Here is a 12,223-nt window from a genome sequence, read left to right as displayed (position 1 = left end):
TCACGGATAGCCTTTTCTATTCCATCGCTAGAAATTTGCTTTGGCATAACTCAAATTCGACTCAAACAATCAATCGCTATCGCCTTGAAGCTATCAAAATGCTGACTGCTCAATAAACGGCTCATTGAACGCTCTCGCACAAAAGTAACGAACAAGTCGTAAATCGCCATCGCTTCTTCATAGTCAGTTTTACTGATAGCTAACAGGAAAATGACATGGGCTACCTCACCATCACCCCAGGCAATGCCATTGGGAGCCAACAGGGTAACCACCACGGTCTTTTTGGCTAACAGGCCGAGTGAGTGTGGCAGTGCAATCCCCTCCCCCAGCATAGTGGAGACAATCGCCTCACGCTCCACCACCGATGGGTAAAAGTCCGCATCAACGAACCCTTCCTCTTCCAACTGACTGCACACTTTTTTAAATAACTGCTCTTGTGTCATCGGCTGGTCGATAATCATAAAATGATTACTGTCGAAAAACTTTTCCAACATATAAGGGCGAGTGCGATCCACTAGCACCAACTTACCCAGTTGTTCTAACTGATATTCAGTCGGAAACGGTGACATTACTACCACCGGCTTATTCTTTTCCGCCAGACGTGAATTAGAAATAATAAAATCTTCGTCGATATGGTCGAGATTTTCGTAATCACGCAGGGAAATGGTTTGTGTCATCACGATCTGCGGATACTTACGAACAATCTGTGCCTGAATCATTCGGGTAGTGGAGTTACCGGTATCACACACCAACATCACCTGTGGGTGACGTTGATAACCAATATTGTAATGGCGTTCCAACCCAACACCAATGTGCAGTACCAGATAGCCTATCTCATTCTCACTCAAGCTATAAGGCGTATATTTGCCCCAACTGGATACCGCCGCCAGTGTTACGTCATAAGCCATCGGATAGTGCTGTTTTATATTGGATAACAATGGATTAGGGATAGTTATCTGATACTTCACCCGCGTAATCATGGTCTTGATATGGGTGAGTAAATCAATTCGTAACTGCTTATCGCCCTGCAAATTGTAGTTATAGTGGGCGTTGATATAAGAGAGGATGTAATCCACCAATGTCTCTTCATCATCGGCGTTGATTTCACTGGGGCGACTGGTACCAGGCTGACTGACTTGCACTCGGCGGGCGGCAATATTGACCCGCAAATACGCTTCTTCTGCTGCCGAAATGTCTTTGCCCGATAATAGTTTCAACTCATTTGCCAAACGGCCGGAGGCGAGTTTGACCGCCTCATCCACATCTTCGGCATCAAAATCTGATAACGGATAACCGTCGGCGATGCGTTTTATCGCCACAGCACAGTAGAAAATAAGGTAGTGCTCACCCTCATCAGTTAGCCGTACCGCATATTGCGCCAATAGCTCATGCAGCAATCCCGTTAATTCGGGGATAGTCTGAATGTTAAGAAACTCATTTTTTAATAATGGGTTATCAGCATCTTGCAGATGTAGCTGAAACAAAAGGTCGGTCAAACACGTGCGGACAGCCAACTCGGCACCAAACAATTTCATGCCGTAGCGTGGCTTGGTTTCAATCGTCAGATGGTATCGGTTTAGCCTTTCTCTCACCTCAGCCATATCATTTTGCAATGTGCCACGGCTAACGAACCATTCATCAGCTAAATCTTCCAGCTTCAATGAAAAAGCAGAGGTCAGAAAACGGATTAACAGGTAATGCACTCGCTCATTGGCAGTTCGCGGGGTTAGGTGCATTTTGCGGTTTTGCTGCTGTAGAGCACGAAAGCGTTCAGCATCATCGATCATCAATCGGTAGCCAAAGCCACGGTTATGGATAAAGTGCGCACCATAATGTTCAAGGATCTCATTCAACGCCGTAATATCTGCCCGCACGGTACGTGTCGAAACCGCAAAACGTTTCGCCAGCTCATCCTGAGGCAGCGTTTCCGATTGCAATGCATCGAACATGTAGGCCAGACGTTGATAGGGAAATCTCACTGCTCCACTCCGTTATTCAGGGTGTATGGGCATCCCCCCGCCACCATGGCCAGAGGGGGAGCGTTATCTCACACGGCAACACAGGCCTTCACCGCTAGTGATTTTATATAAGGTAAATCAAATAATTACGGTACTATTTTTTTCACGATAGCTAATAAGGTTCGCACATCTTCTGGGCGAGTATTGCCCGTTTTGCTGTCGATTATCGAACTGTAGATATGCGGGATAATTTTCGTTACCCCAGCATCCAGTGCAATTTGTACGATTTGTTCAAAATTATCCAGACTGATGCCGCCGGTGGGTTCCAACCAGAAGCCGGTAGCAGCACAAGCCTCAGCCACAAAACGGTATTCATCGATAGAGTCCAGCCCGTTCATTGGGAAAAACTTTAGCGAACTGCCGCCCATATCTTTCAACATAGCAATGGCGGTGGTCACTGGAACAATCGCTTCCTTTTGCTGTGAACTGAGTGGCCCGGTGGAGATATTTACGTAACCCACTTTGCCGGTCGGTGAAATCAAGCCATTCACCACAGTATCATGCTGCCCCAATAAAGCACGACTTGGGCCAACACCAGTAAATACCTGATTCACATGTTGCGGTTGCACCTGCTGTGAAATCTGGCTGACCATTGTTGATTGCTTCGGATCCCCCGCGCCCAACCCTACCGACAGGGCATTATCGATAACAGCCGCGTATTCGCGCATATCTTTGACTGCGCTGTCGACATCAGAATAGTTCTTCGATAGCACCCCCACCAGGACATGGCCTTCAGCGGCTTGATAAATCTCGCGTGCATTCTCTTTTGAACCGGCTAACACATTCAGGCACACCCGGTCACGGTAATAATTCGGGGTCAGTTTCATTGGTCAGGCTCCCTTAGCCAGGCGGTTAATGCAGGTATAAATTATCTCGAGTTGTGATGGCGTGACACTGCGCACATCCACTTCAATTTTGCCTTCATTAGCTTTATAGGCGCGGAAGTAGATAGCAATATCGCCATTTTTCAGCGCATCCACCAGATCCGGTGTCGAGCGCCCCATTTTAGCTTCATCAAAACTGATTTCAGTACGGGCAATATCACGCCCGGCAGCATCCCAAACCACTTTCGCAGACACGCCGTCAATGGTATTTAACTGACTGATAAATGGTGTCATTTTTTCTACCATTTGCTGGCCGGTCTCTTTTTCCAGCGTCATATAGCTTTCAATAGCACGGGTCAGGCCGAGAATACCCTCTTTACCCACTTTCATCGCCCGGCCAATACCACTTGATTGCAACTTCACCCAATCAATATAGGTTTTCTTGCCTAACACCAGCCCGCTGGTTGGCCCTTCAATAGCTTTGGCACCGCTGTAAATCACCAAATCTGCACCCATCTGGTAATAACATTGCAAGTCTTCTTCTGCGGCCGCATCAACAATTAATGGCAATTGATGCTTGCGCGCAATCACTACCGCTTGCTCAACGGATAGAATGCTTTTTTGCACACAATGGTGGGATTTTATATACAAGATCGCCGCAGTATTTGGCGTGATCGCCGCTTCCAACTGTTCCGGTAAACATTCGTTGGCATAACCGGCTTCCACCACTTTGCCTCCCCCCAGCGTCACCATGGTATCGACCGGCGCACCGAAATTAACGTTATGGCCCTTCGGCAGAACAATTTCGTGTGGCACTGCGCGCGGGGCAGCATGTAGATTAACCAGTAAATTGGCATCATCTTTCACGATCACCGCAGCGACCGACTGAGCAATACCGGCAGAAGCACAGGAGACAACCACCGCGCTCTCAACATTCAGCAAATCAGCAATGTAAGCACCGGTCTTATTGACCAAATCTTTCATTTCGAAGTAATGGTTTAGGCCCAAATCTACCGCCTCAACCACATCCTGCCGTGGCGTTGAAACGCCCAACATCGTCATGCGACCAGAAGCATTAATTACATGTTTTAACTGGTATTTTTCATAGACTGAAGACATCTTTTGACTTCCCTTCGTCAGTTAATACTACGTCACCAGCAACGACCGCCGCCAGTGGCACCAGATATGTCTCACCGGTAAGCGATTTACCTTCTGAATCACTGAATAGCTGAGGTTGCTGTTTCAGCTCAAAAATCGTCAGGTCAGCGTCATAGCCCGTTGCCAGCATCCCTTTGTGAGTCAAATTCAGGGCTTGCGCGGCATTTTCTGTCACACAAGCAATAACCTGTTTAAGGCTCAAACCGAGGGTGAAAAATTTGGACATCACCGTCGCCAGGCTGTGCACTGGCCCATTAATACGGTTGCGACAATAGATGTCGGAGCTGATGGTGTGCGGGTAAATACCTTGCTTGATGGCCAGTTCGGCAACATCAAAGCTGAAACTGGCACTGCCATGCCCAACATCCAGTAATACACCGCGTTTCAATGCGCGTTGAATAGAATCACGCAAGGTCCCGGCAGGGGTCAGAATACGATTGGGCTTACCGTTATAGCAGTGAGTAATAATATCGCCTTGCGTTAACAAGTCGGCAATCTCATCCAAGTCCGGCGGGTTATTGCCAATATGTACCATCAAGGGTAGCTGATTATTTTCTTGTTGAATCTCTTTGGCTCGCACCAACGGTTTAATGCCGTTTTTACCGACCACGCTGCTGCTCATGCGGGCTTTAATACCGATAATAAAACCAGGATTACGGGCAATAGCCTGACTGACACTTTGCTTATCAATCTGCGCCATATCCGCTAATTCGTTTTGCGTCACGATGCCGGTTTTCGCAATATTCAGAAAAGCATAAACATGGGTTTTGGCGGTACGGGTTAGGCGGTAAAAATCATCCACATCATTGGCACCAGTGCTGCCGGCATCCACCACCGTCGTCACGCCACTGGCGACTCCGACCAAATCAGCTTCGTCATGATAAATAGGAGATGCGGGGTAACAATGCACATGGGAATCAATCCAGCCAGCACTGATGTAATATTTCCCGGCCAAATCCAACATTTTTTTAGCGCAAGAAACTGAAGGCTCGGCTTGATTATTATCTTCAGTGGTAATAGCCGCATCGACGGCCACAATTTTTCCATCATTAATTACGATATTAACCTGACGGCCGTCAACTAATAGTGCGCGTGTGATAATAAAGTCATACATTATCTTTATTCTCCATTATGTCCTTCTTACTTGACGTTGCAGCAGTGTTAGCAGGGTAAATATCCGGTAATTTGAATATTTACCCCTGACATCATGAAATAGCGACTGGGAAAATAGACCCTAAAATCATGGCACCCAAAATCGCCCCGCCGGTAATTGGTTTATTCCACAGATAAAACAGTAAAGCGCCACCTAAAGAACCAATCCCAATTGGAATTGATGCTGTTATGGCTGACAGGATAATCAATGGCCCGAGGAAACGGCCAGAGGAGTTACCGGCCCCCATCATAACGTCGGCACCATAAGTAGAATTACTTTGGTTAATCGTAAATTTACGCGCCAAAATAATCAGATAGCCGATAGCTAAACCAATAATCAGGCCGGTTACCAGTGAGGCGGCAAAATTAGCCACCGGGAAGACAAATCCGGCGCCCAGTAATAATGCTGGCACACCCAGACCAACACCGGTTTGAATCGCGCCACCAATATCTAAAATACCGACAAGCGAACCTTCAATAATACGGGCGAATAAGAAGCTGGCACCAAATGCCGCCACCGCACCATAAACACCGGTATCCATACCAGCACGTAGCATTGAAACAAATGCCACTTCGTTAAATGCACCGATACCATATAAATAATACATATGAGTACCCGCAAATACGCCGGAGGATAATAATCCTACAAAGATCGGAAATGACCAGTCGGCATACCAGAAATTATTCTTGGTTTGTTCATCCATCATCAAGCTCCTCTCGTTGTATTATTTTCCGCTCAATGCGTTATGAATGGTATCGAGCCAAACCGGCGCGCTCAGGCTAAATGACTCCAGGAATTTCAGATCGAATCCGCGGAAGAAACCACTGAGCACAAATAACAGAACAATCACTGTCATCATGATCTTAGTCACTTTATTCCAGCCGCTTTCCTCAACACCTTTACCAATTAAAATACCCAACACTAGACCAGGTACAGCGTTACCCATAATTAGCTGAGCCAACCCGCCAAAAATAGTGGCCCAGAAACCAGAGCGACGCCCGGCATCAATAGCCGCCAGCCAGAAAATAACCGGCATCACGGTGTTAACCAGAATATTTGCTGCTGGTACCAATACTTTAATGGCCGTAACCTGTAATGCTGCTGGTACCGCAGAAGCAGTGGTGTTTAGGAAACTGACAACAATAACCCCGATAATCCCGCAGGCAATTGCCATCTTTTTCGGGTTATGCATGGTTTCCGCTACATTACGATTTTTAATCATTAATGCGGCGGCACCCCAGTTAGGAATGATGCGGTGGTCGACGTCCTGAGTAAAGGCACCTGCTGCCACCGAAGAGGCCCAGGCGTTGAAGAAGAAACCTAATCCAAAGGAGAAGTGCGATGCAGGATCTCCCTCGCATGAGTTCAGTTCGCCCAGGGTACGAAATGCCCCCATCCCCTGTATTGTCGGTGCATGAAACATACGGGCGGCCCCAACACCTACCCCCACACCGACCAGTCCGCCGATAATAATCGACTTAAAAAGAATGATTAGAAACATCAGTATATCCTTTTCATTTAGATATGAAGACGACCTTATCCGTATTAATAATTGTCACGTTCACGGTAATATCTAATTCAACGCTATATGTCTTTCTTTCACGCGGCAGGAAAAAGAATAAAAACTTCTCATTTTTAACTGATAATTCTGCGTTTAATACTTTTACGTCTTGTGGCTCAATCCGTAACAGAATATTTTGTGTCGATTTCAACACCGTATTCTGGACATTACCGAGTGCATTAGCGAAAGCTTTTTCCTTAGTATCGCCTTTACCTTTCACTTGCACCTGAGTGGTATATTGCTCTTTCATTACGGTTGACCGTATTTCTTGATATAAGCGTCGACTAATCTCTGGCCTAATTCTTCTTTATCCATAAATCCGAAGCCCAGCACTTTGCAGCCTTCATTTATTGCCGTCACGCCTTCTTCAACAGAACGCATGCCGTATTTTGCTTTGTAACCATATTTATTTTGCGCCGTAATAGCGCCCGCACCGCCACTGCCGCAGAATGAAATGCCAAAGTCAGCTTTTTCACTGTTCATCACATCACCCAATTTCATGTCTGCGGCAACACCGGGAATAACCACTACGCGGCCACCAGCCAATTCAACACCCTGGCCCACTTTTTGGCCTTTACCTAAACGGTCGCCAATCACAACGGTAATTTGACTCATAGTCACTTCTCCAGATCACTGTTTTATGGGTTATTGTCTTTCGCTACTTCAAAATGCACCGACAACAAATAGGCTTCTTCAATGGGCAAATTGGCAAATTTATCGACCACTTGCTGGGCCATTTGCATCGAATGTGCTGAAATCTCATCAAATAATGATTTATCCACTTCAGGTAATGGCTCACCAGTTATGGAACGCAATACCATGGCACGGATATGTGATGTCAACATTTGTTGCTGAACTTTATTGGTAAAAATATTTTCACTATTTAACATTGCGGTAATTTCAGCTAATACCCGCTCAGTAATAATCATTACCTCTTCTTTTCCAGGTTCCTCGGCGGCATTTAATGCGGCTACATCATTCACGCTGGCAATCCCCTATTTTTGCTATATCCGTCATACTTCAGGTTGTAGGGCCGTTGGCTACGTTTTCTCGCCCTAGTGATTTACTTCAGGGACTCACTCCTTTGCCGCCTACCCACAACTCGAATTATTTAAGGTCTGTAACAACTTTCTGATGATAAAGATAAGTTCAGTTATCTTCTCTCTGCGCTGTAACATCACCCTACCTGCAAGCGGAATAGCTGTGTAGCGGCTTTTTTTCCAGTTCAAAGTGGAAATGTAATGTACCGGTGGGATCACTTTCGCAAAAAACGCCTGTTAGATAGTTAACTTAATCATTAACAACAAAATAACTTTTATATAAATACGTCAGTGCGGTTTGTAGTGGAAAAAAGTTCGTGATCCTGATCTCTTTCTTTTCTAGTCAGAAGCGCCTAATATCAGATCAATATTAAGCTATTTTCTAACACCCCCTCTCCTATGGCGTGGGGGTGTTGTTTTTATGTTTTGCTGAAATTGAATTGGAGAGTGGTATGACCAAGCCAACCATCACGATTAACGAGCTGGATGCTGAACGTTTGGATGCGTTACTGGCGCAACCGGCTTTTGCCGGTACAGTGGTCGCTCAAGCGCTCAATGAAGAACTGGATCGTGCAGAAATTCTGCCACCAAACGCCATTCCGGCAGATGTGGTGACCATGAATAGCCGTGTGCGTTTTCGCGATCTGAATAACCAGGAAGAGCATATCCGCACGCTGGTGTATCCGGCATCGCTACAAGACAGTAACGAACAACTTTCCGTGATGGCTCCGCTGGGCGCGGCATTGCTGGGGCTGCACGTCAATGATGAAATTAGTTGGAAGCTACCAGGTGGGGATGAAGCCCGCATTACTGTGTTAGAACTGCTGTACCAGCCAGAAGCAGCCGGTGAATATCACCGCTAACACTATTACCAAAGCCATTGGCGTTACCGCCAGGCGGTAAATGGACAAGCCCCGAATCACTGACTCAAGTCAGTGATTCGGGTGAAAGGGATTATTAACGATACTTTTTATGGTAGGTATCGCGGGTCGGTTTAAAGTCTTGCGCTGCTTTTTTAGCTTCATCGAGCTTGCCTTGATTCGCTAATGCCAGCGCACCATCAATCTGCCCGATAAATAAGTCCAAACCATGACGGAAATCCTTCACCTCCGCGCTACCCTCGCCTTTACTCTTCAACTTGGTAGGTATGCCCTTTTGTGCATCCTGCGCCGCTGCACGCATCGCCTGCAAGCCTTGCTTCATCACATCAGTAGAGTCAGCCTTCAACACTTTGCCGTAATTATCAGCAATGGTTTCCATGTTATCAGCCACGCTGGCAGCCATCGCTAAAGTGCTGGCGCTGAGTAACACCGCCGCCATTAACGCCATCATTTTCTTACCCATGCTCACATTCCTTCTATACCCTTCTAACGTGGTGTTGCAGCAGGGTTTCGCAGCAAGACCAAATTGGGGATGGGATTATTGTTATTGAAATACTGATCATTAGTACATTGCTCACACTTAACATAGGCAATAGACACTGAAACTGACAATGATTTCTTGTAATCAATTAAGAAATGAGATGAGGGCTGAATAAAAATCAAAAAAAAAGCCAGCAACCAATGCCAGCTTTAGGTGTGAAGCTACACGATGTTATTCGCCCGCAATCTTCATCGCAGGTAATAAAACAGAGCCACACTGAATGTTACTGCGGGTTTCGATATCACTGCCTACGCTGACAATATTACGCAGCATATCTTTCAGATTACCGGCAATCGTTATCTCACTGACTGGATACTGAATCTCACCGTTTTCAACCCAAAAACCTGCCGCGCCGCGGGAATAGTCACCGGTTACGGTACTGACTCCCTGGCCCATCAGTTCAGTTACCACCAAACCTTTGTCCAATTGCTTCAGCATCCCGGCGAAATCCTGCCCCTGACCGGCAATACGCCAGTTATGGATACCACCAGCATGACCGGTACTTTGCAGCCCCAGTTTACGGGCTGAATAGCTGGTCAACAGATAGGTTTGCAGTACCCCATCTTTAACGATTTCCCGTTGTAAAGTACGCACACCTTCACTATCGAACGGGGTCGAAGCCAGACCACGCAGTAAATGTGGGTGCTCTTCAATAGTTAACCACTCAGGTAAAATCTGTTTACCCAAATGATCGAGCAAGAAGGTCGATTTACGGTAGATATTGCCGCCGCTGATCGCCGAAACCAAGTGACCAAACAAGCCGGTCGCCACTTCAGCGGCAAACAGCACCGGTGATTGCATGGTCGGCAGTTTACGTGGCGATAAGCGGGATAAAGTACGACGAGCGCACTCCTCACCAACCCATTCCGGGCTGGCTAAATCTTCCATCCGTCGGCCAATGGTATAAGCGTAATCTCGCTCCATATCACCATTATGTTCAGCGATAACGCTGCTGGAAAGCGAATGGCGACTTGAGCAATAGCTCTGTAACATGCCGTGGCTGTTACCAAACACCTTGATGCCATAATGGCTGTTAAAACTGCCACCTTCGGTATTGGTAATCCGCTTATCGGCCTGCAATGCAGCCTGCTCCGCCCGGGCGGCCAGCAAGATACCTTGTTCTGCATCCAAATCGCTCGGATGGAACAGGTCCAAATCAGGCGCCTCAAAAGCCAGCAGCGATTTATCTGCCGCGCCAGCGTAGGGATCAGGTGAAGTGTAACGAGCAATATCCAGCGCAGCCTGCACCGTGCGGGCGACTGCATCTGGATTTAAATCGGTGGTAGACGCGCTACCTTTACGCTGCTGGTGATAAACAGTAATTCCCAGCGCACCATCGCTGTTGAACTCCACATTTTCCACTTCACCAAAGCGAGTGCTGACACTAATTCCGGTGGTTTTACTTACAGCGACTTCGGCCGCATCAGAACCCACACGGGCCAATTCCAAAGCCTGTGCAACCGCTTGTTCCAGCGTTTTACGCTGTTCTGCAACTTGAGTGACTACTTTCATCAGTCTGCCATAATTAATGAGATAATCGTTCAGGAAAGAGTCGTAACACGACGACTTACACGGATACAATATAGAACGCCATGGTTCTGAGTCTATCAGAGATCTTTGTACTATTTCGCAGAAAGCCAACAACCTGCTACGATTAGCCTCTTTTTAAGGAATTTGACCATGAACAAACAGCCCGAAGATTGGCTAGATGAAGTCCCAGAAGATAAAGACGAAGATGACGATGAAATTATCTGGGTCAGTAAAAGTGAAATTAAACGTGATGCCGAAGCGCTGAAAGAACTCGGCACCGAGCTGGTTGAGCTGGGTAAAAATGCGCTGGAGAAAATCCAACTGGATGAAGATCTGCTGGCAGCCGTTGAACTGGCACAGAAAATCAAGAAAGAAGGCCGCCGCCGCCAGATCCAGTTAATTGGTAAAATGCTACGTGCCCGTGATGTAGAACCTATCCAAACCGCATTGGATAAGCTGAAAAATCGCCATAACCAACAAATCTCGCTGTTCCACAAGCTGGAAATGCTGCGTGACCGTTTGGTTGAAGAAGGTGATGTCGCGATCCCTACGGTGTTGGATCTATATCCAGATGCGGATCGCCAACAACTGCGTAGCCTGATACGTAATGCCCAGAAAGAGAAAGCCACTAACAAGCCACCGAAATCATTCCGTCAGATCTTCCAATATCTGCGTGAACTGTCTGAAAAGCAGCAATAATCGGGCGGGGCCGGGTCTGACTCGGCTCCCGACTCAAGAAGGCTAATTCACACTATATTGAAACGCAGGCTGCCTGCTAACTCCTCTTCCGCTTCCTCAAGCAGCAGCACAATCGCACCGAAGCGGCGTTTGTGGCGGTGATTGAAATGAATAAATTCAATCTCTACCGGTAAGGCTATCTCACCTGTGACCACATCCCACAGAGCATCCAGATTGGCGCCAAAATCTTCGCTCAGCGCAAATTTTTGGCAAAATGCGCGGTAAAATGCAGGAAGATCGGATATATGGTCAAAATCAAATACCACTTTTACCATCTTCTCACTCCATCCGAATGAAACGCTTGTAGTGATCCTGAGTTAGATAAATCAGGCCATCATTGGAGTACAGCAAACGATCGCTACCGCGATGCCCACAACGATAATTAACATCGGCTTCACGCCAGTTACGGCCTTTCGCCTCAGGCAGTTGGCGTTCACGGTTAGAAAAACGATCGCCGCCAATCGCTCTGCCTGGCAATACTTTACACAGATTGCCGTCTTTGGGATCCCAGCCCTGCGCACGCGCCTGCTGCTTGGTAAGGTAAAAATCCGGCAGGCGATGATGCACTTGTAGGTATTTAGCCACCTGCTGGTGCTGGGTCAATTGTTCAATCGATGCAGATGCCGATAAAGGTGGGCGTTCCAGATCCGCCGATTGACCGATATCACGCGCCGTGACACCGCCAATCCCCTGCAATGCCGCCACTGCCAGCAACAGTATTGCGCCCAGAATGGCCATAAGTCGTTTATTCATGGTTCTCCTTAACCCTCAGGCTGCCA

At 47.1% G+C, this 12,223-nt stretch carries 15 protein-coding genes; 2 read left to right on the top strand and 13 right to left on the bottom strand.

Translation table 11 applies throughout. From position 1 onward, the window contains the following. Positions 1 to 50: 50 nt before the first annotated feature. The 9 genes from A6J66_019315 to A6J66_019275 form a co-directional block, all read right to left on the bottom strand. On the bottom strand, positions 51 to 1,979 hold the full coding sequence (locus A6J66_019315) for a PRD domain-containing protein (GenBank protein PNM26119.1): 1,929 nt from the start codon (positions 1,977 to 1,979) through the stop codon (positions 51 to 53). 125 nt (positions 1,980 to 2,104) lie between these two features. Further along, a complete protein-coding gene (locus tag A6J66_019310; GenBank protein PNM26118.1) occupies positions 2,105 to 2,845 on the bottom strand; it encodes an oxo-acid lyase in 741 nt (246 codons plus the stop codon). Positions 2,846 to 2,848: 3 nt separating this feature from the next. Next, the gene (locus tag A6J66_019305) at positions 2,849 to 3,961 is read right to left on the bottom strand and encodes a SelA-like pyridoxal phosphate-dependent enzyme (GenBank protein ID PNM26117.1); all 1,113 of its coding nucleotides are present in this window, start codon (positions 3,959 to 3,961) and stop codon (positions 2,849 to 2,851) included. Next, positions 3,945 to 5,114 carry an amidohydrolase/deacetylase family metallohydrolase gene (locus tag A6J66_019300; GenBank protein PNM26116.1) on the bottom strand — a complete coding sequence of 390 codons (1,170 nt, stop codon included), beginning with the start codon at positions 5,112 to 5,114 and terminating at the stop codon, positions 3,945 to 3,947. Before A6J66_019300 ends, A6J66_019305 begins: the two co-directional genes overlap by 17 nt. Before the next feature lie 91 nt (positions 5,115 to 5,205). Continuing rightward, positions 5,206 to 5,859, bottom strand: coding sequence for a hypothetical protein (locus A6J66_019295; GenBank protein ID PNM26115.1), 654 nt, complete (start codon positions 5,857 to 5,859; stop codon positions 5,206 to 5,208). Positions 5,860 to 5,877: 18 nt separating this feature from the next. After that, complete coding sequence (locus tag A6J66_019290) at positions 5,878 to 6,654, bottom strand: hypothetical protein (protein PNM26114.1); 777 nt, start codon at positions 6,652 to 6,654, stop codon at positions 5,878 to 5,880. 13 nt (positions 6,655 to 6,667) lie between these two features. After that, a complete protein-coding gene (locus A6J66_019285) occupies positions 6,668 to 6,964 on the bottom strand; it encodes a cytoplasmic protein (protein PNM26113.1) in 297 nt (98 codons plus the stop codon). Beyond that, positions 6,964 to 7,329, bottom strand: coding sequence for a hypothetical protein (locus A6J66_019280; protein ID PNM26112.1), 366 nt, complete (start codon positions 7,327 to 7,329; stop codon positions 6,964 to 6,966). Before A6J66_019280 ends, A6J66_019285 begins: the two co-directional genes overlap by 1 nt. Before the next feature lie 23 nt (positions 7,330 to 7,352). Further along, on the bottom strand, positions 7,353 to 7,697 hold the full coding sequence (locus tag A6J66_019275; GenBank protein PNM26111.1) for a PRD domain-containing protein: 345 nt from the start codon (positions 7,695 to 7,697) through the stop codon (positions 7,353 to 7,355). Between the two features lie 509 nt (positions 7,698 to 8,206). Between A6J66_019275 and A6J66_019270 the strand changes: the two genes are divergently transcribed. Continuing rightward, a complete protein-coding gene (locus tag A6J66_019270; GenBank protein PNM27081.1) occupies positions 8,207 to 8,617 on the top strand; it encodes a nucleoside diphosphate kinase regulator in 411 nt (136 codons plus the stop codon). Between the two features lie 94 nt (positions 8,618 to 8,711). On the opposite strand, the gene A6J66_019265 is transcribed toward A6J66_019270, so the two are convergent. Then, the gene (locus tag A6J66_019265; protein PNM26110.1) at positions 8,712 to 9,098 is read right to left on the bottom strand and encodes a cytochrome B562; all 387 of its coding nucleotides are present in this window, start codon (positions 9,096 to 9,098) and stop codon (positions 8,712 to 8,714) included. 249 nt (positions 9,099 to 9,347) lie between these two features. After that, a complete protein-coding gene (locus tag A6J66_019260) occupies positions 9,348 to 10,688 on the bottom strand; it encodes a metalloprotease PmbA (GenBank protein ID PNM26109.1) in 1,341 nt (446 codons plus the stop codon). A gap of 168 nt (positions 10,689 to 10,856) precedes the next feature. Here A6J66_019260 and A6J66_019255 point away from each other — a divergent pair, with 168 nt between their 5' ends. Beyond that, on the top strand, positions 10,857 to 11,405 hold the full coding sequence (locus A6J66_019255) for a DUF615 domain-containing protein (GenBank protein PNM26108.1): 549 nt from the start codon (positions 10,857 to 10,859) through the stop codon (positions 11,403 to 11,405). Between the two features lie 47 nt (positions 11,406 to 11,452). Here the strand turns inward: A6J66_019255 and A6J66_019250 are convergent, their stop codons facing one another. Then, complete coding sequence (locus A6J66_019250; protein ID PNM26107.1) at positions 11,453 to 11,719, bottom strand: hypothetical protein; 267 nt, start codon at positions 11,717 to 11,719, stop codon at positions 11,453 to 11,455. 4 nt (positions 11,720 to 11,723) lie between these two features. After that, on the bottom strand, positions 11,724 to 12,182 hold the full coding sequence (locus tag A6J66_019245; protein PNM27080.1) for a ribonuclease: 459 nt from the start codon (positions 12,180 to 12,182) through the stop codon (positions 11,724 to 11,726). Between the last annotated feature and the right edge of the window lie 41 nt (positions 12,183 to 12,223).

The organism is Yersinia enterocolitica, assembly GCA_002082245.2.
In the GTDB taxonomy this organism is placed as follows: Bacteria; Pseudomonadota; Gammaproteobacteria; order Enterobacterales; family Enterobacteriaceae; genus Yersinia; species Yersinia enterocolitica_E.
This window is presented reverse-complemented; position numbering and strand designations above follow the sequence as displayed.